We start from the raw sequence: 25,285 nt of genomic DNA, 5'->3' as shown, positions 1-25,285 counted from the left end.
AGAAGGAGCGGGCGGCGGTGCGGTGGGCGGCCACTGGGGCTGCGGCGGTCACTTGCCGTACGCCAGCATCAGTTTCTCCTCGCCCTTGGCAGTGCCGGACAGGCGCGTCGTGGAGATGTAGAAGCGCCCGTCGACGTAGTCGACCGCCTTGGAGTAGAAGCCGTTCTCGATCTGCGCGGTTCCAGCCGGGTTCTGCAGCAGGGTCTTCGGCGTGTGCGAGCCCGCCGTCGCGATCGACACGACCCGGCCACCGGCGTCGTACGAGGCGTTGACGTAGGCGATCACGGCGCCGCCCTCGGTCTTCAGCGGCAGCATGTTCTGCGCCACCGGCGACTTCACGCGCCAGCGCTCCTTGCCGTTCTCCAGGCTGATCGCGACGACCTCGTTGGCGGTGCCGCTGGTGGCCTTGGTCGGCAGGTAGAGCGTGTTGGTGTCGGCCGCGACGCCCGTGCAGCCCTGGAGGTCACGGTCGAGGATGGCCCAGCCGCACTCGGGGGCGAAGTCCTCGTCGACCGAGACCTCGGAACGCACCGCGCTGCTGCCGTTCTTCAGCGTGGTGATGTTCCACTGCTTCTTGTCCTCGTTGGTGAGGTAGAGGACGACCGGCGAGACGGAGTAGGCGCGGGCGACCTTCCACCCCTTGGGGAACGGCTTGGTCCACTTCGCCTTGCCCGTCGCCGGGTCCAGCTCCTGGATCTCGTCGTGCTCCTTGTCCGTGGAGGCGCCGCAGGAGGACACGGCCAGGAGACGCTCGCCGCCGGCGAAGGCGCCGGGGAAGCAGGCCGCGCCGTACTTCTTCTTCTCGAAGAGCTGCTTGCCGTCGCTGACGCTCAGGCCGAGGCCGGACATCTGGCGGCCGACCATCAACGTGCTGCCCGCGTAGGTCAGTTCGACGCCGGTGCCGGTGCCGTCGAAGAGGTCCCCCTCGGGGATCTTCTTCTCCCAGTCCTTCTTGCCGGTCTTCAGGTCGATCTGCTGCACCTGGTTGCACTTGGCGCGGTCGGTGACGCCGCTCATGTACGCGATGGCGACCTTGTCGTCGTCCGACTTCTGCACGCTGGCGCCGCAGATCTTCTGCGGGAGCTTGATGGTCGGCCAACTCGGCTTGCCGCCCGAGATGTCGTACGCGACGAGCTCGTTGTAGACCGCCTTCACCGCGATGCTGTCGGTGATCCACATGCCGGGAGCGTCCGCGCCGTCACCGGGGGCCTTGGGGGCCGTCTTGTACCAGAGGACCTTCGACTCACCGGCCTGGCGGCCCGCGTTGAGGTCCTCCTTGCCGTCGCGTCCGTCACCGGAGCCGTCACCCGGGTCGACCGGCGCGGAGCCGGTGGGCTTGGGGTCCTGGCTCTTGTCGGCGACGGGGTCCTTCTTCTTGTCGTCACCGCCGCCCACGACCGCCCAGACCACACCGCCTGCGATCACGACGACGGCCACGGCGGCGGCCACGATGATCCCGGTCCGGCCCTTGAAGAAGTTCTTGCCGCCGCCCGGGGCCGCGGGGCCACCGGGGAACGGGGGCTGCTGCTGCGGCGGGTAGCCGTACTGGGGCTGCTGCCCGTAGGGACCGGGCTGCTGCGCGCCGTACGGGCCGGGCTGCTGCGGGGGCTGGCCGTAGGGGCCGGGCTGCTGCTGCGGCTGGCCGTAGGGACCCGGCTGCTGGGGCTGACCGTAGGGGCCGCCCTGCGGGGGCTGGCCGTACGGGCCCGGCTGCTGCGGGTAGCCGTATCCGGGCTGCGGCGTCTGCGGCGGCTGGGCCGGAGGCTGCGGCGGCTGCGCCGGAGGCTGCTGCGGATCCTGTGGTGCTCCGAAGCCGCCTTGCGGCGGCTGGTTGGGCGGCTGAGTCATCAGCGCTCCCCCCTCTTCACTGATGTGTCTGCTCGCCTGGTCGATCTCGCCTGATCGATCTCGCCCGGTCGATCTCGCCTGATCGATTTCAGGACGTTCTCTGGTCGTTCTCAGGCAATTACCAGAGCGCCCTTTCTATCACCTGGCGCAGTAGCACATCGGGCCGGTCGCTCCCCTGTTCCCAAGGGAGCACCGGCCCGTGATGGGTCTGTTACGGGAGCTTCACGCGTCCTCCGCGAGCTCGAGCCAGCGCATCTCCAACTCCTCGCGCTCCCCGATCAGTTCACGCAGCTCGCCGTCCAGCTTGGCCACCTTCGCGAAGTCCGTGGCGTTATCGGCGATCTGTGCGTGCAGCTTGGTCTCCCTTTCGGACATCTTGTCCATCTGCCGCTCGATCTTCTGGAGTTCCTTCTTCGCGGCGCGCGCATCCGCGGCGGACACCGTCTTCTCGGGGGCCTGCGCCGCGGCGAGAACCGGGGAGTTGGCGGCCACGGCCTCCTCCATCCGCTTGCGCCGCTCCAGGTACTCGTCGATGCCGCGCGGCAGCATCCGCAAGCTGGCGTCGCCGAGCAGCGCGAACACCCGGTCCGTGGTGCGCTCGATGAAGAACCGGTCGTGGGAGATCACGACCATGGAGCCGGGCCAGCTGTCGAGGAGGTCCTCCAGCTGCGTCAGGGTCTCGATGTCGAGGTCGTTCGTCGGCTCGTCGAGGAAGAGGACGTTCGGCTCGTCCATGAGGAGGCGCAGGATCTGGAGGCGGCGGCGCTCACCACCGGACAGGTCACCGACGGGCGTCCACTGCTTCTCCTTGTTGAAGCCGAACGTCTCGCAGAGCTGGCCCGCGGTCATCTCGCGGCCCTTGCCGAGGTCGACGCGGTCGCGGACCTGCTGCACGGCCTGGATGACGCGCAGTTCGGGGTTGAGCTCGGCGACCTCCTGGGAGAGGTAGGCGAGCTTCACGGTCTTGCCGACGGCGACGCGGCCGGCCTCGGGCTGCTCCTCGCCGCCGGTGCGGGCGGCCTGCGCCATGGCGCGCAGCAGGGAGGTCTTGCCCGCGCCGTTCACACCGACGAGGCCGATGCGGTCGCCGGGGCCGAGCTGCCAGGTCAGGTGCTTGAGGAGCACCTTGGGCCCGGCCTGCACGGTGACGTCCTCGAGGTCGAAGACCGTCTTGCCGAGCCGGGAGCTGGCGAACTTCATCAGCTCGCTCTTGTCGCGCGGCTCCGGCACGTCGGCGATGAGCTCGTTGGCCGCCTCGATGCGGTAGCGGGGCTTGGAGGTGCGGGCCGGGGCGCCGCGGCGCAGCCAGGCCAGCTCCTTGCGCATGAGGTTCTGCCGCTTGGTCTCCTCGGTCGCCGCGATGCGCTCGCGCTCGGCGCGCGCGAAGACGTAGTCGCTGTAGCCGCCCTCGTACTCGAAGACGTCGCCCTTCTGCACGTCCCACATGCGGGTGCAGACCTGGTCGAGGAACCAGCGGTCGTGGGTCACGCAGACGAGGGCGGAGCGGCGGGTCCGGAGGTGGCTCGCCAGCCAGGAGATGCCCTCGACGTCGAGGTGGTTGGTGGGCTCGTCGAGGACGATCAGGTCGGGCTCGCCGATGAGGAGCTTCGCGAGCGCGATGCGGCGCCGCTCGCCGCCGGACAGCGGGGCGATGACCGTGTCGAGGCCCTGCGGGAAGCCGGGCAGGTCGAGTCCGCCGAAGAGGCCGGTGAGCACGTCGCGGATCTTGGCGTTGCCCGCCCACTCGTGGTCGGCGAGGTCGCCGATGACCTCGTGCCGGACGGTCGCCTCGGGGTCGAGGGAGTCGTGCTGCGTGAGGACGCCGAGGCGCAGGCCGCCGCTGTGGGTGACGCGGCCGGTGTCGGCCTCCTCCAGCTTGGCGAGCATCCTGATGAGGGTGGTCTTGCCGTCGCCGTTCCGTCCGACGACACCGATCCTGTCCCCTTCGGACACGCCGAGCGATACGCCGTCGAGCAGGGCACGGGTGCCGTACACCTTGCTGACTGCCTCGACATTGACCAGGTTGACTGCCATTTCGCTCCTGACAAGGGGATGGATCAGTCTTCCAGCGTAGTCGCCGCGAGGGGTCCGCCCGCCTGCACCTTCGTTGTGACGGCCCGGACACGGGCGGGGACCTCCGCGCACCACGGCCAGGTCCCACGACGAGAAGTTCGCGACGGCCGCGTTCAGGGCCTTCGTGCGGCGCGCCGTCGAGCGACCCTGCTGCGGGGACCTGCGCCTGCCCGGCCGAGCATCGCGGCGACCTCGCGCGGCCGCGCCACCCTGCCCTGCCAGCCGCCGCCGGCGGGCGGGGGCAGGAGGTGGCCGCGGGTGGCGAGAGCGGAGTGCAGCCCGACGAGGGCGAGCGCGCCGAGCGGTACGAGGACCTGTCCGCGGCCGATGCGGCGTCTGCGGCGCCGGGGCCGGGCGCTCGTGGTGTCGGTGGTCATGGGGACCACGGTGCCGCGGCGCCCGTGGTGGCCGACAGCGCGGACGTACTCAGTTACCCGTGAGTACGTCCCGCTGCGTCAGCCCGTTGTGCCGGCCCGCCGCGTCAGCTCTGGACGACCGTCGCGCCAGGTGCCGGTGATGTCGTGACCCGTACAGAGCGGCAGGTGCCGGACGCCGTGAGGGCGGCGGCGACCGCCTGCGCCGACCTCTCGTCCGCGCAGAGGAACGCCGTGGTCGGGCCCGAGCCGGAGACCAGGCCCGCGAGTGCACCCGCCGCCGTGCCCGCAGCGAGGGTGTCCTTCAGCGCGGGGAACAGGGAGAGCGCGGCGGGCTGGAGGTCGTTCGTGAGCGTCGCGGCCAGCGCGGCCGTGTCGCCGGAGCGCAGCGCGTCGAGCAGGACGGGCGAGGCCTCCGGCTCGGGGACGGCGCGGCCCGCGGTCTCGGCGATCCGGTCGAACTCGCCGTACACGGCGGGCGTCGAGAGCCCCCCGTCGGCGGCGGCGAACACCCACCAGAACTCCCCGCCCACCTCCAGGAGTTGAAGCTTCTCGCCGCGTCCGGTGCCGAGCGCCGCCCCGCCGACCAGGCTGAACGGCACGTCGCTGCCCAACTCGGCGCAGATGTCGAGGAGTTCGTCCCGGGTGGCGCCGGTGCCCCACAGTGCGTCGCAGGCGACGAGCGCGCCGGCCGCGTCCGCGGAGCCGCCCGCCATGCCGCCGGCGACGGGGATGTCCTTGTCGATGTGAAGGTGGACGCGGGGCTCGATCCCGTACCGCTCGCCCAGCGCGATCGCGGCGCGGGCCGCGAGGTTCGTGCGGTCGAGCGGGACCTGGTCGGCGCCGGGGCCCTCGCAGGTGAGGGTCAGTTCGCCGGCCGGGGTCGCCGTGACGTCGTCGTGGAGGCCGACTGCGAGGAAGACGTTGGCGAGGTCGTGGAAGCCGTCGGGGCGGGCGGCGCCCACCGCGAGCTGGACGTTGACCTTGGCGGGGACCCGTACCGTCACGCTCACTGCTTGTTCTCCGCGATCTTCGCGAACTCCTCGACCGTGATGGCCTCGCCGCGCGCCTGCGGGGAGACACCGGCCGCGACCAGGGCGGCCTCGGCGGCGGCGGCCGATCCGGCCCAGCCGGCCAGGGCGGCGCGCAGGGTCTTGCGGCGCTGGGCGAAGGCCGCGTCGACCACGGCGAAGACCTCGCGCTTGGAGGCGGTGGTCGCCACCGGCTCGGCGCGCCGGACCAGGGCGACGAGGCCGCTGTCGACGTTCGGCGCGGGCCAGAAGACGTTCCGGCCGATGGAGCCGGCGCGCTTCACGTCCGCGTACCAGTTGGCCTTGACCGACGGGACGCCGTAGACCTTCGAGCCGGGGGCGGCCGCGAGGCGGTCGGCGACCTCGGCCTGCACCATGACGAGCGTGCGCTCGATGGTCGGGAAGGTGGCGAGCATGTGAAGCAGGACCGGCACCGCGACGTTGTAGGGCAGGTTCGCGACGAGCGCCGTGGGCGCGGGGCCCGGCAGTTCGCGTACGAGCATCGCGTCGGAGTGGACGAGCGCGAAGGCGTCCTTCTTCTGCGGGAGGCGGGCCTCGATCGTCGCGGGCAGCGCGGCGGCGAGCACGTCGTCGATCTCGACGGCGGTGACGTGGGCCGCGGCCTCCAGGAGCGCCAGGGTCAGCGAGCCGAGGCCGGGGCCGACCTCGACGACGTTGTCCTCGGGGGTGACCTGCGCGGTGCGGACGATGCGGCGGACCGTGTTGGCGTCGATGACGAAGTTCTGGCCGCGCTGTTTCGTGGGCCGCACGCCCAGGGCTGCCGCCAGTTCGCGGATGTCGGCGGGGCCAAGCAGAGGGCCCTGGGGGTCAGTGGTGCTCACGGTCTCAGGGTACGGGGCGCCGCGGCCGGGTCCCGACCGGACCGCGGGCCCGGCAAAGGGTCTACCTGTGCAGGCGGCCCCCGCAGTGCGGCCACGGGCTGGAGCCGCGCCGCACGTACAGCTTCTTCGCCCGGTACGTCTGCTCGGAGGCGGACGCGTCCTGGGGCCGGCCGCCGCCGCCCAGGCTGCGCCAGGTCTGTACGTCGAACTGGTAGAGGCCGCCGTAGGTGCCGGTGGCGTCGGTCGCGGCGGGGCGGCCGCCCGACTCGCAGTGGGCGAGCCCGCTCCAGTTCAGGCTGTCCGCGCCGGCGACGGAGGAGGGCGGCGGCTTGGTGCCGACCTTGACGACCTGGCTGCGGGGCTCGCGCACGACCTCGGCGTCCATGCGGCGCGGCTTCTGCTTGACGCCGTTGACGGTGCGCAGGGCGTAGGTGACGCGGCGGGTGCCCTGGCGGCCCGCCCGTTCGACGACCTCGGTGCCGCGGAACAGGGTCGGGTCCTTGGTGCGCTCCACGGCGTACTCGATGGGTTCCTCGCGCACCTCCTTGCTGCCCTTGATGCGCATGACGGTGATCGTCTGTCCGTCGCGCGGGAAGCTGTCCTGCGGCACGGACGTGGTGTCCTGGCCGTGCAGCGAGACGCCCGCCTCGTCGACGGCGTCCCGGACGGTGGCGGCGTTGGTGCGCAGGGTGCGCTCGCGGCCGTCGGACATGACGGTGACGCTGCGTTCGGTGCGGACGTCGAACGCGAGGCCGTCGCGGGCGATGCGGCTCGAGCGGGACGTGGAGACGTAGGCGCCCTCGGCGCGGACTCCGAGCTGCTGCAGGGCACCGTCGACGGTGCCCGCGGTGGTCCACAGCTTGCGGCGCTCCCCGTCGATGGTGAGGTGGACGGGCCTGCCGTAGCGCACGGTGACTTCGTCGCCGCTGGTCAGGGCGGTTCCGGGGGCGGGGGCGACGACGTCGTGCGGGCCGACGTCGACCCCCTCGTCGGCGAGCAGCTCGCTGACGTCGTCCGCGAAGGTGTGCAGGGCGCGCGGCCTGCCGTCGACGCTGAGCTGGACGGCCTTGTCGGCGGCGACGAACGCGGTGGTGCCGCCCGCCAGGAACGCGACGACGAGGGCCTGCGGCAGCAGACGCCTGAGGGCCTCGGGCCGCTCGGGCCGTTTCCTGCGCCGGGCCGCCCTGCGGGCCTCGGCGCGCCCCGCGGTCTGCGGGGCGGGGACGGGGGCGGTCCCGCGCGGGACCAACGCTTCGGGCACCTGCCAGGCCGGCTGGGTCTCCATCGACTCGTAGCCGGGGCGGTAGGTGTCCCCGTAAGGGGGCGGGCCGGTCGGTGGTCCGTATGTCTTTTCGAGCGCGTCGAGCGTTTCCTGCGGCTCATACGTCCCGTACGGCGAATTGCTCACGACGACGCTCCTGGGTCCGGCTCGGGAGAGGAGAACCTAGCGGAGCGATCGTCACTCTCCAAAGCGGCGCGACTACGCTGTGTCGCGGCTCGTTCCCGGCCCCGCCCGCCCGGCGCCGTCGTGAGGGCGTGGCCGGTCAGTAGTCGAAAGCGCGCGCCGTGTTGGCCTGGACGGCCGTCGCGAGGGTGTCCTCGTCGAGGCCCTTCACCGTGGCCATGGCGCGCAGCGTGACCGGAATGAGATAAGGGGCGTTAGGCCGTCCGCGGTAGGGCGCGGGGGTCAGGAAGGGCGCGTCGGTCTCGACGAGGACGAGCTCGCGAGGGGCGACGGCGAGCGCGTCGCGCAGGGGCTGCGCGTTCTTGAAGGTCACGTTCCCGGCGAACGACATGAAGTAGCCGTTCTCGGCGCAGATCCGGGCCATCTCCGCGTCTCCGGAGTAGCAGTGGAAGACCGTGCGCTCGGGGGCGCCCTCCTCCTTGAGGACGCGCAGCACGTCGGCGTGGGCGTCGCGGTCGTGAATCACGAGCGCCTTGCCGTGCCGCTTGGCGATCTCGATGTGGGCGCGGAAGGAGCGCTCCTGCGCGGCGATGCCTTCAGGTCCCGTACGGAAGTGGTCGAGTCCGGTCTCTCCGACGCCCTTGACGTGCGGGAGGGCGGCGAGCCGGTCGATCTCCGCGAGCGCCTCGTCGAGGGCGGCGTCGCCGCCGGCCGGCCGCTCGCCCTGCCGCGACCAGCCGTCAGGGTCGCCGAGGACGATACGGGGCGCTTCGTTCGGGTGCAGCGCGACGGTGGCGTGCACGCTGGGGTGCGCGGCCGCGGTGTCGGCGGCCCATCGGGACCCGTTCACGTCGCAGCCGACCTGGACGACGGTCGTCACACCCACCGACGCGGCCTTGGCGAGGCCCTCCTCCACCGTGCCCGACTGCATGTCGAGGTGGGTGTGCGAGTCGGCGACCGGCACCGAGAGGGGCGCGGGCAGCGGCGGCGGGGTGACGTCCTTCGAACGGTCAGAGCTCATGCCCCGATCCTACGAAGCCGGGGTCGGTGAGGTCGTCGGGGTCGTCGGGGTCCGGTCGCGGCTGGTCAGGCGGTACGCGGGGCGGCGCTCAGTCGGTCTTGCGGTGCTGGAAGGGGTGCAGCAGGTCGGAGAGGTGCCAGTGGTGGTCCTTCGCGGGGTGGTCCTTCGCGGGGTGGTCCTTCTCGGGGTGGCCCTTCGCGGGGTGGTCCTCACCCTCGCGCTGCTCCCCCGGCATGATTCCCTCGCGCTCCATCACGCCGCGGATCGACGAGACCCGCCCCGCCCTCATGATCCGTACGACATGGCCGCCGCAGTTGAGACACGTGGGCCGGGTCAGCGGCGACGGGACCCGCTCGCCGCCCACCACGTACATCACGAACTCGGCGCCGTCGCCGTCGATGTGGTGCTCGATCTCGAAACTCTGCTCCCAGCCGTGACCGCACCGCATGCAGGCGAAGGCGTACGACTCGTGGGCGATGGCTGTGGCCGCGCTCCGGTTGGGTATCTGGCGTGCGGCAGCACCGGCCGGGGTCGGTACGGCGCCTGCGATCTCACTCATGCCTGCTCCTCTTGCCCTCTGGACAAGGCACTTCCGGGCGGGGCATTACATCCGCCCTGAAGCGTGGGACGGGTGCGTCCCTTCAACCAGTGGACGCTTCTCCCGGCGCGATCGCATCAGGCCTGTCGACTATTGGATCCGATTTGGCCTTTCCTTATCGGAAGGGGCCTGATGCGCGGCCTGCGCTTTGCTTTTCACGATAGTCCTTTGCCCTCCGATGGGGCGCCCCGAGCGGCGTTCTTTGCCGCCACCACGGCATCGAAGACCTCGCGTTTGGGTAGCCCGGCATCGGCGGCCACGGCGGCGATTGCTTCCTTGCGCCGCTCCCCCGCCTCCTCGCGCACCAGCACCCTGCGTACCAGCTCGGAGGCGTCGAGTGACTCCGCGCCCTTCTCCGGGGCGCCCTCGACGACGACGGTGATTTCCCCGCGTACGCCTTCCGCTGCCCATTTCGCGAGTTCCCCGAGCGGGCCCCGCTTCACTTCCTCGTACGTCTTGGTGAGTTCGCGGCACACGGCCGCCCTGCGCTCGGCGCCGAATGCCTCCGCCATCGCGGCGAGGGTGTCGTCGAGGCGGTGCGGGGCCTCGAAATAGACGAGGGTGCGGCGTTCCTCGGCCACTTCCTTCAGCCGGCCCATGCGCTCGCCGGCCTTGCGGGGCAGGAAGCCCTCGAAGCAGAACCGGTCGACGGGGAGCCCGGAGAGCGCGAGCGCGGTGAGCACGGCGGACGGCCCCGGCACGGCGGTGACCTTGATGTCCCGCTCGACGGCGGCCGCGACGAGCCGGTACCCGGGGTCGGACACGGACGGCATCCCCGCGTCGGTCACGAGCAGCACCCGGGCCCCGCCCGCGAGCGCCTCGACCAGCTCGGGCGTACGGGCGGACTCGTTCCCCTCGAAGTACGACACGACGCGCCCGCCCGGACTCACCCCGAGCGCCTGCGTCAGGCGCCGCAGCCTGCGGGTGTCCTCGGCGGCGATGACGTCGGCGTCGGCCAGCTCCTTGCTGAGCCGGGGCGGCGCGTCCGACACGTCTCCGATGGGCGTGCCCGCGAGCACGAGCGTTCCGGGGGAATCTGGGCTTGATGTCACGGATCCATCCTCGCAGGGGCGGAGCAGGGTGTGTCGTGCGGGACGTGTCGGCCGGGCCGCACGCGGGACTCGCACAGTGACGTTCCCTACGATGGCGCGGTGACCAGACTTGCGTCCTCGCCGCACTCGCCCTCGACCAGCGCCCCGCCGGGCCACGACCCCGGCGAGGGACGGCAGCCGTCGACGTGGGAGCGCCGGCTGCGGCGGTTCGGTCACGTGGCGCGGCCCCGGGACGACGTGGGCACGCGGCTCGTGCCGCCGTACGCGCCGCCGTCGTCGCGGCTGTGGGCGACGCTCGGTCTTTCCGACGGCGTCGCGCGGAGCGTGACGCGCTGGTCGGGCTGGCTCGGTCCGCTGCTCGTGACGCTGATCGCGGGCCTGATGCGGTTCTGGCATCTCGGCAGCCCGAAGGCCGTGATATTCGACGAGACGTACTACGCGAAGGACGCGTGGGCGCTGATCCACCGCGGCTTCGAGGTCAACTGGGACAAGAACGCCAACGACCTGATCCTCAAGACCGGCGGCCATGTGCCGATCTCGCACGACGCCTCGTACGTCGTGCATCCGCCGGTCGGCAAGTACGTCATCGGGATCGGTGAGTGGCTGTTCGGGTTCAATCCGTTCGGCTGGCGGTTCATGACCGCGGTGCTCGGCACGCTGTGCGTGCTGCTCGTGTGCCGCATCGGGCGGCGGCTGTTCCGCTCGACGTTCCTGGGCTGCCTGGCCGGTCTGCTGCTCGCCGTGGACGGCCTCGCGTTCGTGATGAGCCGCACGGCGCTGCTCGACTCGGTCCTCGTGTTCTTCGTCGTCGCCGCGTTCGGCTGCCTGGTCGTGGACCGCGACAAGGCGCGCGGGAAGCTCGCGGCCGCGCTCCCGCGGGGCGAGGACGGCGTGCCGCGCCCCGACGTGCACATCGCCGAGACGCTGCGCCTGGGCTGGCGCCCGTGGCGGCTGCTCGCCGGCCTGTGCCTGGGCCTCGCCGCGGGCACGAAGTGGAACGGCTTCATCTATCTGGCCGCGTTCGGTGTCCTCACGGTCCTGTGGGACGTCGGCGCGCGCCGTATCGCCGGGGCCGGCCGGCCGTACGTCACCGTGCTCAAGCGGGACCTCGGGTGGGCGTTCCTGTCGACGGTGCCGGTCGCGGTCGGCACCTACGTCCTGTCCTGGCTCGGCTGGATCCTTTCTCCTGCCGACGGGACGGGCGGCTACTTCCGCAACTGGGCGGCGACCGACGGCCGGGGCGGCTCCTGGACCTGGCTGTTCCCCGACTGGGTGCGCAGCCTGTGGCACTACGAGCACGAGGTCTACAAGTTCAACGTGGGGCTCAGCTCCCCGCACATCTACCAGTCGAACCCGTGGAGCTGGCTCGTCGACGGCAGGCCGGTCTCGTACTTCTACGAGTCCCCGCTGCCCGGCAAGGACGGCTGCCCGGCCGGTGCGGGCGACAAGTGCGCCCGCGAGGTCCTGGCGCTCGGCACCCCGCTGCTGTGGTGGGCCGCGGCGTTCGCCGTGCTCTACCTGCTGTGGCGCTGGTTCTTCCGCCGCGACTGGCGGGCGGGCGCCATCGCGTGCGCCATCGCCGCGGGCTACCTGCCCTGGTTCAACTACCAGGAACGCACGATCTTCTTCTTCTACGCGGTCGTCTTCGCGCCCTTCCTGTGTCTCGGCATCGCGATGCTGGTGGGCGCGATCCTCGGGCCACCGGGCTCCGAGGAGCGGCGCAGAGTCATGGGCGCGGCCGGTGCGGGCGTGCTCGTCCTGCTGATCGTGTGGAACTTCGTCTACTTCTGGCCGATCTATACCGGCCAGGCGATCCCGTTCAGCTCCTGGCAGTCCCGGATGTGGCTCGACTCCTGGGTCTGACCTCGGATGTCCCGACCCCGCGCGAGCGGTCTCCGTTCGGACAAGTTCGGACAACATCTGCGCACTCTCGTCACACCGGGCACGGCCTCCGCATAAAGTTCCCCACCGGAACCTGGGGAGGGGACGCAGCATGCGCAAGGGGGCCAAGGCGGCTGTGATCGGCGGGGTGTTCGCCATCATGGTCGGGGGCGCGGGATACGGCGCGTACAACGTGGTGACAGCCGTGACCGGTTCGGGCGGATCGAGTACGGCGGGGGCACCGTCGCCGCGCAGGACCGGGCCGCCGACGGCGGACGAGATCAAGGACGTGTCGCAGAAGTTCCTTTCGGCGTGGGCGAAGTCCGACCCGGGCTCCGCGTCGACGTACACGAACAACGCGGAGGCGGCGAAGTCGGCGCTGACCGGCTGGCACGACGACGCGCACATCACGCAGACCACGCTGACGGCGGGGGCGCCTTCCGGGGCCGAGGTGCCGTTCACGGTGAAGGCCACGGTGTCGTACGGGGCGAAGAAGAAGACCCTCGCCTACGACTCCTCGCTGAAGGTCGTGCGGGGGCTCAACACCGGCCGGGCGCTGGTCGACTGGCAGGCGGCCGTCGTGCACCCGGACATGCGCCGGGGCGACACCCTCGTCACGGGCGAGGCATCGGCGCCGCCCATCGAGGCCGTGGACCGCTCGGGCGTCGTCCTGACGAAGGAGAAGTACCCCTCGCTCGGGCCGATCCTGGACCAGCTTCGCGAGAAGTACGGCGACAAGGCCGGCGGCCGCGCGGGCGTGGAGACGTACATCCGGCGCGAGAGCGAGGACGCCGGGACCAAGACGCTGCTCACGCTGGTGAAGGGCAAGCCGGGCGAGCTGCACACGACGCTCAGCGCCACCGCGCAGGCGGCGGCGGAGAGGGCCGTGAAGAGCTTCGCCGAGTCGTCCGTGGTGGCCGTGCAGCCGAGCACGGGCCAGGTCCTCGCCGTCGCCAACCACCGTCAGGACGGCTTCAACGCCGCTTTCCAGGGCGAGCAGGCCCCCGGCTCCACGATGAAGATCATCACGACGGCGATGCTCATCGACAACGGTGTCGCCTCGGTCAACAGCCCCGCTCCCTGCACGGACACGGCGACCTGGCAGAGCCAGACCTTCCACAATCTTCCGGGCCTGAAGGCCAACGAGGGCGCCAGCCTCGCGGACAGCTTCGCGCGGTCCTGCAACACGGCGTTCGTGAAGCTCATCGACGAAAAGCCGCTGACGGACGAGTCGTTGACCCGTGAGGCGCAGGAGCGCTTCGGTCTCGGCCAGGACAACTGGAAGACCGGCATCGCGTCCGCGGACGGCAAGATCCCCGCGTCCGGCGGCCCCGACCGCGCAGCCAACGCCATCGGGCAGGGCCAGGTCCAGATGAACCCGCTGAACATGGCGTCCGTCACGGCGACCGCGAAGACGGGCGTCTTCCGGCAGCCCGTGATCGTGCCGCGCTCCGTCGACGACCGGGAGCTCGCCACCGCCCGCGGCCTCGCGCCGAGCACCACGAAGCAGCTACAGCAGTTGATGTACCGCACGGCGACGATCGGCACCGCCGCGCAGGTCATGGCGGGTCTCGGCCCGGAGATCGGCGCCAAGACCGGCTCGGCCGAGGTCACCGGCCAGACCAAGTCGAACAGCTGGTTCACCGGCTACCGCGGGGACGTCGCGGCGGCCGCGGTCACCGAGGAGGGCGGCCACGGCGGCGACGCGGCGGGCCCGATCGTGGCGGCGGTGCTACGAGCGGGTAGCTGAGGCGGCGTCGGGGACGACTCCCCCGACGCCTTAGTCTGAGCCGTCCGCGAGGAACCCGGTGGACAGGCAGACAGGCAACGACGGAGGACCGGTGGGCAGCAGAGGCAGGCAACCCGAGCGCAAGAAGGCGAACGCGGCCGTGATCGGCGGCGTGGCCGCCGTCGTGGTGCTCGGCGCCGGAGTCAGCGCTTACGCCCTCTTCTCCGGGGACTCGGACCGGACGGCCGCCACCGCCGACGACAAGCCCCACGTCAAGACGGGTCCCGTCACCGCGGCGGAGGTCCGCACCACGGCCGACCGCTTCCTGACCGCGTGGGCCGCGGGCGACACCGCGAAGGCGGCGGCCGCCACGGACGACGCCACCGCGGCGACCGCCGCCCTCACCTCGTACGGCAAGGACGCCCATCTGTCCGGGGTGAAGCTGACGCCCGGGAAGCGTGCCGGGGCCAAGATGCCGTTCGCGGTGGCGGCGACGGTCTCATACGGGGGAAAGTCGAAGCCCTTCGCGTACGGCTCCGAACTGACCGTCGTGCGGCGGGTGAAGGACGGCAAGCCGCTCGTCGGGTGGCAGGCGTCCGTCGTGCACCCGGATCTGAAGGACGGTGACCGGCTCGTCACGGGCGCGGCCGGCGACCCCCCGATCAAGGCGACGGACCGCTCCGGGAACGAGCTGTCGACGGCCAAGTACCCCTCCCTGGCCACCGTCATCGACGGGCTGCGCGAGAAGTACGGCAAGAAGGCCGGCGGCACGGCGGGCATCGAGCTGCGCGTCGTCCACAAGGACAGCGACAAGGAGAGCGAGCACACGCCCGACAAGACGCTCGTCACGCTCTCCAAGGGCACGCCCGGCACCCTGCGCACGACGATCAGCCCGACGTCGCAGGCCGTCGCCGAACGCGAGGTCGCCAAGCGGGAGAAGGCGGCGGTCGTCACCATCAAGCCGTCGACCGGGGAGATCCTCGCGGTCGCCAACTCCCGCCCCGAAGGCTTCAACACGGCCTTCCAGGGCTCCCTCGCGCCCGGCTCCACGATGAAGATCGTGACGTCGTCCATGCTCCTGGAGAAGAACCTCGCGGGCGTCGACAAGAAGCACCCGTGCCCCAAGTACGTGACGTACGGCGGCTGGAAGTTCCAGAACGACGACAAGTTCGAGATCAAGGACGGCACCTTCCGGGCCAGCTTCGCGCGCTCCTGCAACACCGCCTTCATCAGCCAGGCCAAGGAGCTGGAGGACGGCGACCTGACGAAGCAGGCGCAGGAGGTCTTCGGGCTCGGCCGCGACAACTGGTCGATCGGCGTGCCCAGCTTCGACGGCGCGGTCCCGGTGCAGTCGCAGGCGCAGATGGCGGCCTCACTGATCGGGCAGGGCGGGGTGCGGATGAACCCGCTCAACATGGCGTCGGTCGTCGCCACCGCCGAGACGGGCGAGTTCAAGCAGCCCTACCTGGTCTCTCCGGAGGTCGACCACCGCACGCTCGCCACCGCCTCCCGCAAGCTGTCCCCGTCGACCGTGAGCGCCCTGCGCGACCTGCTGCACTACACGGCGGTCGCCGGTACGGCGGTCGAGCCGATGTCGGGGCTCGGCACCGACATGGGCGCGAAGACCGGCTCGGCGGAGGTCGACGGGCAGAAGGAGCCCAACGGCTGGTTCACGGCCTGGCGAGGCGATCTGGCCTCGGCGGCGGTCGTCCAGCAGGGCGGCCACGGCGGTGACTCGGCGGGTCCCGTGGTGCGGCAGATGCTGCTCGCGGGGGACTGACGGCGGGGCTGACGGCGGGGTCGATACCTGGTCGCGTGGCAGGTACACGGAACGCTACGGTGCCGCCATGAGCACCCCGGAATACGCAGCACCGGCCGCATCCGCCGTCACCCACGCGCACCCCCGTTTCGCCGAAGCCCTCACCGAGCTGGGCCTGGCCGACGTACTCCCGCTCGTCCGCCGCTTCCCCGAGGCGACCAGGACCGCGCAGGAGGCCGCGGCCGCGATCGGCTGCGAACTCAGCCAGATCTGCAAGTCGTTGATCTTCGCGGCGGACAACGTGCCGGTGCTCGTCCTGATGGACGGCTCGTCGCGGGTGGACGTGGAACTGGTCCGGCGTGAGCTGGGCGCCGAGAAGGTCACCCGCGCCAAGGCGGACGTCGTGCGCGCGGCGACCGGGTACGCGATCGGCGGCATCCCGCCCTTCGGGCACGTCACCAGGACGCGGGTCCTCGCCGACCGTTCGCTCCTGGACCACGACACCGTGTGGGCCGCCGCCGGCACCCCGTACGCCGTGTTCCCCATGGACCCCAAGTCGCTGATCGCACACGCCGGAGCGGCCCTCGTGGACGTGCGCGAGAGCGCTCAGTGACCCCTGTGGTCGCGGTGGCCGTGCTCCTCGCGGCCGTCACGCACGCGAGCTGGAACGCGATCGCCCACCACATCACGGACAAGCTGGTCGGCTTCACTCTGATCTCGGGCGGCGGCGCGCTCATCGGGCTCGTGTGCGCGCCGTTCGTGCCGTTCCCGCACGCCGCGGCCTGGCCGTATCTGATCCTCTCCGCGCTCCTCCACATCGCCTACTACGCCCTGCTGATGCGGTCGTTCAAGCTCGGCGACTTCGGCCAGGCGTACCCGATCGCGCGCGGCACGGCGCCGCTCGTGGTGACGGTGCTCGCGGCGGTGTTCGCGGGCGAGATCCCCGACGGCTGGCAGGCGGCGGGCGTCGCGGTCTCGTGCGCGGGCCTGACGGGGCTCGCCCTGTGGGGCATACGGGGATCGGGGCGCAGGCCCGACTGGGCGGCCGTGGGTGCGGCCGTCGCGACGGGCGTGTCCATCGCGGCGTACACGGTGGTGGACGGCCTCGGCGTGCGCGCCTCCGGGAACTCGCTCGGTTACATCGCCTGGCTGATGCTCCTCGGCGCCCTCGGCGTCCCCGTGTACGCGGCCTGGACGTGGCGCGGCGAACTGGCCGCCCGCCTGCGGCCGTTCGCCGCGGTCGGCCTGCTCGGCGCGGCCCTGTCCGTGTCCGCGTACGGGCTCGTCCTGTGGGCGCAGACACGGGCCGACCTCGCCCCGATCTCGGCCCTGCGCGAGTCGTCGATCATCGTGGGCGCGGCGATCGGGACGGTGTTCTTCAAGGAACGGTTCGGGACGCCGCGGATGGTGGCGGCGGGGCTGATGGTGGCGGGGATCGGGCTGATGCTGCACACCGCGGGCTGAGCGGGGCCGTTACTGGAGCTGCGCGCGGAATCCCAGGTTCGCCGAGGTCAGGCCGCCGTCGACCGGGAGGGTGACCCCGGTGATCCATGCCGCGTCCGGCGAGGCGAGGAACGTGACGGCCGCCGCGATGTCCTCCGGCTCACCGACCCGCCCCAGCGGGTAGAGGCCGCTGACGGCGTCCAGGGCGGCGCCCCGGTCCGACCAGGCGGGGGTGCGCACCGTGCCCGGCGCGACGAGATTGACGCGGACGCCGCGCGGGCCCGCGTGCCCGGCAAGGGTGCGGGTGAGCGAGCCGAGCCCCGCCTTCGCGGCGCTGTACGCGTGATTGCCGTAGTCCTGGAGGCCGTTGACGGACCCGACGCTCACGATCGCGCCGCGGCCCGACGCCACCAGGTGGGGCAGCGCGGCACGGCAGCAGCGGTACGCGCCGGTGAGCGTGATGTCGAGGTCGCGGGCCCACACGTCGTCCGGCTCGTCCTCGAAGAGGGCGGCGTCCGGGGCGCACGCGTAGGCGTTGTTGACGAGCACGTCGAGGCGGCCGAACTCCCCGACGGCGGACGCGACCGCCGCCTCCACCGATTCGCGCGATCCGACGTCGCAGGTGAACGCCTGTGCCGCGCCGCCCTGTTCGCGGATTCCGGCGGCCGTCTTCTGTGCCGCCTGCGGATCCACATCGGTGACGGCGACCTGCGCCCCCTCGGCGGCGAACCTGTGCGCGGTGGCGGCGCCGATGCCGCGCGCCGCGCCGGTGATCATGACCCCGTACCCCTCGAAGCGCCTCATGGGCCGACGCTACCCGGCGCGCGTCCGGGGCACACGGCGGTTATCCGGCGAGCGAGGCGCGCACAGCCCGCACCAGCGCCTGCGCGCGCGGGTCCGCGGTGACGCCCTTCTGCATGCCGTTCGTGACGTAACCGAAGGCGATCTTGGACTCGGGGTCCGCGAAGCCGAGCGGGCCGCCCCGGCCGGGGTGGCCGAAGGAGCCGGGGCCGAGGAGGGGGGAGGCGACGCCGTGGAGCATGTAGCCGGGTCCGAAGCGGGTCGGGACGACGAGCACGCGGTCGGCGCCCGAGGACGCCTCGGTGCGGGCCGCCTCCACGGTGCCGGGCGTGAACAGGCGGGTACCGCCGTCGACTTCACCGATCAGGGACGCGTAGAAGCGGGCGAGTCCCTCCGCCGTGCCGACGCCGTTCGAGGCGGGCAGCTCGGCCGCGCGGTAGGCCGGGTCGTTCTCGTCCGGCGCGGGGTGGATGGCGCCGAAGGCGCGGCGGGTGAGGGAGTCCGGGTCGGCGTACGCGTCGGCGACGTTCTTCTTGGGGCGGCTGCGCAGGCCGCCGGGAGCGGCCGGGGGTTCGACGGGGCCGATGAGACCGGCGCGGTGCGCCTCGGCCGCGGGCAGGCCGACCCAGAGATCGGCGCCGACGGGGGCGGCTATGTGCTCGGCGATCCAGGCGCCGACGGTACGGCCGGTGACACGGCGCACGAGCTCGCCGGTGAGCCAGCTGTAGGTCTGCGCGTGGTAGCCGTGGCCGGTGCCGGGTTCCCAGGCGGGGGCCTGGGCGGCGACGGCCGCGGCGCCGGTGTCGGGGTCGGCGGCCTCGGCGGGGGTCAGCGGGCGGTCGAGGGCCGGGACGCCGGTGCGGTGCGCGAGGACGTCGCGGACGAGGACGTGCTCCTTGCCGTGCTCCTTGAACTCGGGCCAGTAGGCGCTGACCGGCGCGTCCAGGTCGAGCTCTCCCCGCTGGTGCAGGAGGAGCAGCGCGGCGGCGGCCACGCCCTTCGTGGCGGAGCGCATGATCTGGGCGGTGCCGCGTTCCCAGGGGGCGCCGCCGCTCACGTCGCGGGTGCCGGCCCACAGGTCGACGACCTTGTGTCCGTCGCGGTAGACGACGACGCCCGCGCCGCGCTCGCCGAGCGCTTCGAAGTTGTGGGCGAACGCGTCCCTGACCGGTTCGAACCCGGTGGCCACTGTGCCGTTCATGTCACTCACATCGGGTGTAACAGCCATCGACCGCCGGTGATTCCTGCGGCCGCAGCGGACGGTCAGACCCGTACGGACTTCGGGTCGAAGCCGAAGGGGAGCTCCAGGCGGTGTGCGCGCATGAGGTCCTCGTCGGCCAGGAGGTCGCCGGTCGTCCCGTCGGCCGCGATCACGCCCTCGCTGAGGATCACCGAGCGCGGGCAGAGTTCGAGCGCGTACGGCAGGTCGTGCGTGACCATCAGGACGGTCACGTCCAACGTCCGCAGGATGTCGGCGAGTTCGCGGCGCGAGGCCGGGTCGAGGTTCGACGACGGCTCGTCCAGGACGAGGATCTCGGGCTCCATGACGAGGACGGTGGCGACCGCGACGCGGCGGCGCTGCCCGAAGGAGAGGTGGTGCGGCGGCCGGTCGGCGAAGCCGGCCATGCCGACCTGGGCCAGGGCCCTGTGCACGCGGGCCTCCAGTTCGGGCCCCTTGACCCCGGCCGCGGCGGGCCCGAAGGCCACGTCCTCGCGGACGGTCGGCATGAAGAGCTGGTCGTCGGGGTCCTGGAAGACGATGCCGACCTTGCGCCGGATCTCGGCCATGTGCCGCTTGCCGACGGGCAGCCCAGCGACGGTCACGGTGCCGGCGCCGCCGGTGAGGATGCCGTTGAGATGCAGCACGAGGGTCGTCTTGCCCGCGCCGTTGGGCCCGAGCAGGGCGACGCGCTCACCGCGGCCGATGGTCAGGTCGACGCCGAAGAGGGCCTGGTGCCCGTCGGGGTAGGCGTAGGCGAGGCCGCTGACCTCGAGCGAGGCAGGCGTGGGGGCAGGGGAAACAGTCACAGCAGCCATCCCAGCAGACAGACGACAAGAGCGGCACAGGGGAGGGTGAGGGCGTACGACCACTGCGTGCGGGACGCGCTCACGTCGTCGATGACCGGCATCGATCCGGCGTACCCGCGGCTGACCATGGCCAGATGCACGCGCTCGCCGCGCTCGTAGGAGCGGATGAAGAGGGCGCCCGCGGACTTGGCGAGGACGCCCCAGTGCTTCACGCCGCTCGCCTCGAAGCCGCGCGACTCCCGGGCGATCTTCATGCGGCGCATCTCGTCGGTGATCACATCGCCGTAGCGGATCATGAACGACGCGATCTGGACGAGGAGCGGCGGCAGCTTGAGCCGTTGCAGGCCGAGCAGCAGTTCGCGCAGCTCGGTCGTGGAGGCGAGCAGGACGGACGCGGCGACGCCGAGGGTGCCCTTGGCGAGGACGTTCCAGGCGCCCCACAGTCCGTTGACGCTGAGGGACATCCCGAGGACGTCGACGCGCTCGCCCTGCGCGACGAACGGCATGAGGACGGCGAAGGCGACGAAGGGGATCTCGATGAGGAGCCGCTTGAGGAGGAAGGCGGCCGGGACCCTGGCCGCGTACGCGACGGCCGCGAGCAGCACCGCGTACAGGGCGAAGGCCCACATCGCCTCGCGGGGCGTGGAGACGACCACGATGACGAAGCAGAAGACGGCGGCGAGCTTGGTGTGCGGCGGCAGGCCGTGCACGGGCGAGTGCCCGTGCCGGTAGAGCTTGTGCGCGTGCCCCGCACCCATGTCAGACGGTCTCCGTGATCTGGCTCGGGGAGGTGTCCGCGGTACGGCGCCTGCGCAGCACCCAGAAGATGCCGCTGCCGGCGACGACGGTGACGCCGACGCCGATCACGCCGGCGAGGCCGCCGGAGAGCCGGGCGTCGCCCACGTCCTTGACGCCGTAACCGGCCAGAGGCGAGCCGTCGGAGGCGTGCTTCTCGGTCTTCTTGTCGATGCCCTTGTCGTGGGCGACCTTCTCCAGGCCGTCCGGGCTGGCGGAGGCGTAGAAGGAGACGAAGCCGGCGAGGACGAGAGCGGTGACGAGGCCGGTGATCCAGATCTTGCGGTGGGAGCGGGCGGCGACGGGTGCGGGCACGGTGTCCGGGGCGTCGACGAGTTCGCCGCCGACCCGGAGCTTGAGCGGCCGGTGCAGGCCGCGGGCGCCGTACACGAGGTCGGGGCGGACGGCGACGACGGCGCCGACGGTCAGGGCGGTGATGACGGCCTCGCCGATGCCGATGAGGACGTGCACGCCGACCATGGCGGTCGCGACCTTGCCGATCGAGACGTCGGTGGTGCCGCCGATCGCGTAGATCAGGGTGAAGACGACGGCCGCGGCCGGTACGGACAGCAGCGCCGCGACGAAGGAGGCGACGGTGATGGAGCGGCGCCCCCGGGGCAGCACCTTCACCAGGCCGCGGAAGACGAGGTAGGCGACGACGGTCGTGGTGATCGCCATGTCGGTGACGTTCACGCCGAGCGCGGTCAGGCCGCCGTCGGCGAAGAGCACGCCCTGCATCAGGAGCACCACGGACACACAGAGGACGCCGGTATAGGGGCCGACGAGTATCGCGGCCAGCGCGCCGCCGAGGAGGTGGCCGCTGGTGCCCGCCGCGACGGGGAAATTCAGCATCTGCACGGCGAAGATGAAGGCGGCGACGAGGCCCGCGAGGGGGGCCGTCCGCTCGTCGAGTTCGCGCCGCGCGCCCCGGAGGCTGACGGCCACGGCGCCCGCGGCGACGACACCCGCGGCCGCCGAGACGGGGGCGTTGATGAATCCGTCGGGGACATGCATGGGTGAAAGCTCCGCTTCGGGGCACGCGACAGGTTCGCGACAGGCGTGGTTGACCGTTCGATGATAGTGCCTTGTTGCGAACCGGTTGCAAGAGCGCGGAGAGCACGATTAAGACCGGATCCAAGCCCGGACGCATAGGCAGACATATGACTTATATGGGACATTGGATGACAGTACGGACAAAAAGACGATGAGGAGTTCGCGATGTCTGACGTCGAGCAGTACGCACCCGCCCACATCGTCACGGACTCCCCCGACGAGACGCCGGCCGTCCCCGCGGTCCTGAGCTACGACGGACGTGTCCACCTCACCGTCCCCGAATCGGGTGACTGGTACTTCACCCGCGAACTCCTGGAACAGGGGCTGCGCGCCCCGACCACTGTGGGCGACGTCCACATGTGGCCGTGCGGCCGCGTCCAGGCCGTCATGGAGTTCCACTCACCGAAAGGGGTGGCGGTCGTGCAGTTCGAGAAGAAGGCGCTGGTGCGCTTCCTTCGCCGGACGTACACGGCCGCCACCCCGGTGGCTCACTGAGAGCCGGTCGAGCTATCGGTCAAGGCCTGGCCCCCGTCACACGCGGGCCAGTTCCCGGTCCTCCTCCGCGGAGTCGTCGCCGGAGGCCGTCTTGAGGCCCTCGCCCTCGACGTCCACGTTCGGCAGGATCCGGTCGAGCCACTTCGGCAGCCACCACGCCCGCTTGCCGAGCAGCGCGAGGACGGCCGGCACGATCGTCATGCGCACCAGGAACGCGTCGAAGAAGACGGCGATGGCGAGCCCGAAGCCGATCATCTTGACCATCTGCTCGCTGGAGCCGATGAAGCCCGCGAAGACGGCGATCATGATGACGGCCGCGGCCGTGACCACCCGGGCCCCGTGCCGGAAGCCGGTGACGATGGCCTGCGCGGGCCGCTCCCCATGGACGTACGCCTCCCGCATGCGGGTCACGAGGAAGACCTCGTAGTCCATCGCGAGGCCGAAGACCACACCCACCATGAAGATCGGCATCATCGACATGATCGGTCCGGTCTGCTCCACGCCGAACAGCGAGCCGAGCCAGCCCCACTGGTAGACCGCGACGACGGCGCCGAGCGCGGCGACCACCGAGAGCAGGAAGCCGAGCGCCGCCTTCAGCGGGACCAGGACCGACCGGAAGACCACCATCAGGAGCAGGAACGCGAGGCCGACGACGAGCGCCAGGTACGGCACGAGCGCGTCGTTCAGCTTCTGCGACACGTCGATGTTCATGGCCGTGGTGCCGGTGACCAGGACCTCGGCGCGGGTGTCCGCCTTGATGTCCGCGCCCTTGTCGCGGATCGTGTGGACGACGTCCTCGGTCTGCGTGGAGCTGGGCTTGAACGACGGCACGACGGTGATCGTCGCCGTGTCACCGGCCTGGTTGAAGGCGGGCGGGGTGACCGTCTTGACGCCGTCGGTCGCCGCGATGTCCTTGGAGACGCGGGCTACCGCGTCCTTCGGGTCCTGCGAGTGCTTCACGTCGACGACCGCCACCAGCGGACCGTTGAAACCGGGCCCGAAGCCCTCGGAGAGCAGGTCGTACGCCTTGCGCTGCGTGGTGTCCGTGGGCTGGACCCCGTCGTCGGGCAGGCCCAGCTCCAGCGAGGACACCGGCACGGCCATCACGCCGAGCCCGACCACCGCGGTGAGCAGCACGGCCACCGGCCGGCGCAGCACGAAGCGCGCCCAGCGCGTGCCCATGTTCGTCTTCGGCTCGGGCTTCTTCTCCGCGGCCAGGACCTTACGGGCCTTGCGGCCGTGCACGCGCTTGCCCGCGTAACCGAGCAGCGCCGGGATGAGGGTGAGCGCGATGAGGACGGCGATGGCGACCGTGCCGGCGGCGGCGATGCCCATCTTCGTGAGCATCGGGATGTTGACGACGGCGAGCCCGACGAGCGCGATGACGACGGTCAGACCGGCGAAGACCACGGCGGATCCCGCGGTGCCGACGGCCCGTCCGGCCGCCTCCTCGCGGTCGCGGCCCTCGGCCAGCTCGGCGCGGAAGCGGGAGACGATGAACAGCGCGTAGTCGATGCCGACCGCGAGGCCGATCATCATGGCCAGCGTCGACGTGGTGGTGCCGAGGTCGAGCGCGTTGGCCAGCGCGGTGATCGACGAGACGCCGATGCCGACGCCGATCAGCGCGGTGAGCAGCGGAAGTCCGGCCGCGACGAGCGAGCCGAAGGTGATCACGAGGACGACGGCGGCGATCGCCACACCGATGATCTCGGTGGCCCCGGTCTCCGGCATGGCCTGCAGCGCGTCACCGCCGACCTCGACGGTCAGCCCGGAGTCCCGCGCCTCGTCGACGGTCTTCTGCAGCGCGTCCCGGTCGGCGTCCTTCAGCTCCATCGAGGAGACCTTGTAGGAGACCGAGGAGTACGCGATCGTGCCGTCCTTGCTGACGGTCTTCGCGGCGAACGGGTCGGCCGCCGCGGCGACCTCCTTGGAGCCGGACCCGAGGTCCGCGACGGTCTTGCTGACCTCGGCCTTGTTGGCCGCGGACGTGATCTTCTCGCCGTCGGGCGCCTGGAAGACGACGCGCGCGGTGGCGCCGTCGGCACTGGAGCCCGGGAAGCGCTGGTCGAGCAGGTCGAAGGCCTTCTGGGCCTCCGTGCCCGGGATGGAGAAGGAACTGGACGCCGCCGTGGGCGCGGAGGCGGCGCCCACCCCCGCGAGGGTGAGCAGCGCCACCCAGATCAGGGCGACGAAGTGCCTTCGGCGGAAGGCGAGCTTGCCGAGTTTGTAGAGGAACGTGGCCACGAGGGCGTACTCCCGGTCAGTCGTATGGGGGCAGGAGGGATCAGCCCGACGACGTGAGCGGTCGCGTCAGGAGCTTGGGCGTGACAGGTGTTGGGTGGAGAGGGATCAGGCGCCGAGAGCGGGGAGGACCACGGCGTCGATGTAGGAGGCGACGAAGGCCTGGGTGGGTGGCTGTTCGTCGATCAGGGTCCGGGCCGTGAAGGCGCCGACGATCATGTGGAGGACGTAGTCGAGCGCCGGGTTGTCCGGGCGGATCTCCCCCCGGTCGACGGCGCGCGCCAGCATCTGCCGCAGCTCCGCCATCTCGGGTTCGATCAGCAGCTCGCGAAAGGCGCGCAGGAGGTCCGGGTTCTCGTGGACCGCCATGGCCAGGCCCCGCATCAGCGCGGATCCCTGGGCCATCTCGCAGTCGTCCTCGCGGAGGACCAGTTCGTGGAAGTCGCCACGCAGCGACCCGGTGTCGATCTCGCTCAGACGCGACGGCTTCTGGTGCCGCAGCGCCCTGACGACCAGCTCGGCCTTGCTGCCCCACTGGCGGTAGAGCGTGGCCTTGCTCGACCGGGTGCGGGCGGCCACGGCGTCCATGGTCAGGGCGTCGTAACCGACCTCGCGAAGCAGTTCGAGCACGGCGCCGTACAGCTCGGCCTCGCGCTCGGGCGTGATCCGGCTGCGACGCGTCGTCGCGGCTTCAGCCATGGGTCACTCCTGTCCCGGGTCAGGCGGTCTGTACGAAACCGTTTCGTACAGCATTACTGTACGACCGCCCTTAACGAAACGAAACCGTTTCGTACGTGTCCTGCGCCACAAGCCACG

General features: G+C 71.5%; 22 protein-coding genes. 6 read left to right on the top strand and 16 right to left on the bottom strand.

All coding sequences use genetic code 11. The features are described 5' to 3' along the window. Positions 1-48: 48 nt before the first annotated feature. The 9 genes from AC07EJ_RS14920 to rsmI form a co-directional block, all read right to left on the bottom strand. On the bottom strand, positions 49-1,848 hold the full coding sequence (locus AC07EJ_RS14920) for an outer membrane protein assembly factor BamB family protein (RefSeq protein WP_478884354.1): 1,800 nt from the start codon (positions 1,846-1,848) through the stop codon (positions 49-51). Between the two features lie 222 nt (positions 1,849-2,070). Further along, entirely contained in the window at positions 2,071-3,882 is a 1,812-nt protein-coding gene (locus AC07EJ_RS14915) for an ABC-F family ATP-binding cassette domain-containing protein (RefSeq protein ID WP_478884353.1), read from the bottom strand. A 152-nt stretch (positions 3,883-4,034) separates the two neighbouring features. Next, positions 4,035-4,298 carry a hypothetical protein gene (locus AC07EJ_RS14910; protein WP_389477699.1) on the bottom strand — a complete coding sequence of 88 codons (264 nt, stop codon included), beginning with the start codon at positions 4,296-4,298 and terminating at the stop codon, positions 4,035-4,037. A 104-nt stretch (positions 4,299-4,402) separates the two neighbouring features. After that, positions 4,403-5,308, bottom strand: coding sequence for a 4-(cytidine 5'-diphospho)-2-C-methyl-D-erythritol kinase (locus AC07EJ_RS14905; RefSeq protein ID WP_478884352.1), 906 nt, complete (start codon positions 5,306-5,308; stop codon positions 4,403-4,405). Beyond that, positions 5,305-6,168, bottom strand: a complete 864-nt coding sequence (gene rsmA, locus AC07EJ_RS14900; protein WP_389477703.1) for a 16S rRNA (adenine(1518)-N(6)/adenine(1519)-N(6))-dimethyltransferase RsmA — start codon at positions 6,166-6,168, stop codon at positions 5,305-5,307. Before rsmA ends, AC07EJ_RS14905 begins: the two co-directional genes overlap by 4 nt. Before the next feature lie 61 nt (positions 6,169-6,229). Then, positions 6,230-7,576 (bottom strand): ubiquitin-like domain-containing protein, encoded by a 1,347-nt coding sequence (locus AC07EJ_RS14895; protein WP_393583709.1) that lies wholly within the window; start codon positions 7,574-7,576, stop codon positions 6,230-6,232. A gap of 136 nt (positions 7,577-7,712) precedes the next feature. Continuing rightward, positions 7,713-8,594: a TatD family hydrolase gene (locus AC07EJ_RS14890; RefSeq protein WP_389477707.1), complete on the bottom strand. Its 882-nt coding sequence runs from the start codon at positions 8,592-8,594 to the stop codon at positions 7,713-7,715. An 88-nt stretch (positions 8,595-8,682) separates the two neighbouring features. Continuing rightward, entirely contained in the window at positions 8,683-9,153 is a 471-nt protein-coding gene (locus AC07EJ_RS14885; protein WP_389477709.1) for a hypothetical protein, read from the bottom strand. Between the two features lie 194 nt (positions 9,154-9,347). After that, entirely contained in the window at positions 9,348-10,244 is an 897-nt protein-coding gene (gene rsmI / locus AC07EJ_RS14880) for a 16S rRNA (cytidine(1402)-2'-O)-methyltransferase (protein WP_362897736.1), read from the bottom strand. Positions 10,245-10,343: 99 nt separating this feature from the next. Here rsmI and AC07EJ_RS14875 point away from each other — a divergent pair, with 99 nt between their 5' ends. The 5 genes from AC07EJ_RS14875 (at position 10,344) to AC07EJ_RS14855 (ending at position 17,077) form a co-directional block, all read left to right on the top strand. Further along, positions 10,344-12,107, top strand: a complete 1,764-nt coding sequence (locus tag AC07EJ_RS14875) for a dolichyl-phosphate-mannose--protein mannosyltransferase (RefSeq protein ID WP_389477711.1) — start codon at positions 10,344-10,346, stop codon at positions 12,105-12,107. Positions 12,108-12,237: 130 nt separating this feature from the next. Further along, positions 12,238-13,875, top strand: a complete 1,638-nt coding sequence (locus tag AC07EJ_RS14870; RefSeq protein ID WP_389477714.1) for a penicillin-binding transpeptidase domain-containing protein — start codon at positions 12,238-12,240, stop codon at positions 13,873-13,875. A 91-nt stretch (positions 13,876-13,966) separates the two neighbouring features. Further along, positions 13,967-15,634, top strand: a complete 1,668-nt coding sequence (locus tag AC07EJ_RS14865) for a penicillin-binding transpeptidase domain-containing protein (protein WP_389478076.1) — start codon at positions 13,967-13,969, stop codon at positions 15,632-15,634. Positions 15,635-15,701: 67 nt separating this feature from the next. Beyond that, positions 15,702-16,226 carry a YbaK/EbsC family protein gene (locus AC07EJ_RS14860; protein WP_389477716.1) on the top strand — a complete coding sequence of 175 codons (525 nt, stop codon included), beginning with the start codon at positions 15,702-15,704 and terminating at the stop codon, positions 16,224-16,226. After that, positions 16,223-17,077: an EamA family transporter gene (locus tag AC07EJ_RS14855; protein ID WP_478884351.1), complete on the top strand. Its 855-nt coding sequence runs from the start codon at positions 16,223-16,225 to the stop codon at positions 17,075-17,077. The genes AC07EJ_RS14860 and AC07EJ_RS14855 overlap by 4 nt, the downstream gene beginning before the upstream one ends. A gap of 9 nt (positions 17,078-17,086) precedes the next feature. Here the strand turns inward: AC07EJ_RS14855 and AC07EJ_RS14850 are convergent, their stop codons facing one another. From AC07EJ_RS14850 to AC07EJ_RS14830, 5 genes are all read right to left on the bottom strand, one after another. Continuing rightward, complete coding sequence (locus AC07EJ_RS14850; RefSeq protein ID WP_389477721.1) at positions 17,087-17,860, bottom strand: SDR family NAD(P)-dependent oxidoreductase; 774 nt, start codon at positions 17,858-17,860, stop codon at positions 17,087-17,089. Between the two features lie 40 nt (positions 17,861-17,900). Then, the gene (locus AC07EJ_RS14845; RefSeq protein ID WP_389477724.1) at positions 17,901-19,058 is read right to left on the bottom strand and encodes a serine hydrolase domain-containing protein; all 1,158 of its coding nucleotides are present in this window, start codon (positions 19,056-19,058) and stop codon (positions 17,901-17,903) included. Between the two features lie 62 nt (positions 19,059-19,120). Beyond that, entirely contained in the window at positions 19,121-19,894 is a 774-nt protein-coding gene (locus tag AC07EJ_RS14840; protein WP_389477726.1) for an energy-coupling factor ABC transporter ATP-binding protein, read from the bottom strand. Further along, complete coding sequence (gene cbiQ / locus AC07EJ_RS14835; RefSeq protein WP_100596131.1) at positions 19,882-20,643, bottom strand: cobalt ECF transporter T component CbiQ; 762 nt, start codon at positions 20,641-20,643, stop codon at positions 19,882-19,884. Before cbiQ ends, AC07EJ_RS14840 begins: the two co-directional genes overlap by 13 nt. Before the next feature lies 1 nt (position 20,644). After that, the gene (locus tag AC07EJ_RS14830) at positions 20,645-21,694 is read right to left on the bottom strand and encodes an energy-coupling factor ABC transporter permease (protein WP_389477729.1); all 1,050 of its coding nucleotides are present in this window, start codon (positions 21,692-21,694) and stop codon (positions 20,645-20,647) included. Between the two features lie 204 nt (positions 21,695-21,898). Between AC07EJ_RS14830 and AC07EJ_RS14825 the strand changes: the two genes are divergently transcribed. Beyond that, positions 21,899-22,228: an SsgA family sporulation/cell division regulator gene (locus AC07EJ_RS14825; RefSeq protein WP_389477732.1), complete on the top strand. Its 330-nt coding sequence runs from the start codon at positions 21,899-21,901 to the stop codon at positions 22,226-22,228. A gap of 36 nt (positions 22,229-22,264) precedes the next feature. Here AC07EJ_RS14825 and AC07EJ_RS14820 read toward each other — a convergent pair whose 3' ends face one another. Further along, positions 22,265-24,472 carry an MMPL family transporter gene (locus tag AC07EJ_RS14820; RefSeq protein ID WP_389477734.1) on the bottom strand — a complete coding sequence of 736 codons (2,208 nt, stop codon included), beginning with the start codon at positions 24,470-24,472 and terminating at the stop codon, positions 22,265-22,267. 105 nt (positions 24,473-24,577) lie between these two features. Then, the gene (locus AC07EJ_RS14815) at positions 24,578-25,168 is read right to left on the bottom strand and encodes a TetR/AcrR family transcriptional regulator (protein WP_389477736.1); all 591 of its coding nucleotides are present in this window, start codon (positions 25,166-25,168) and stop codon (positions 24,578-24,580) included. Between the last annotated feature and the right edge of the window lie 117 nt (positions 25,169-25,285).

The sequence above is a fragment of the Streptomyces sp. NPDC045026 genome, assembly GCF_056432625.1.
This window is presented reverse-complemented; position numbering and strand designations above follow the sequence as displayed.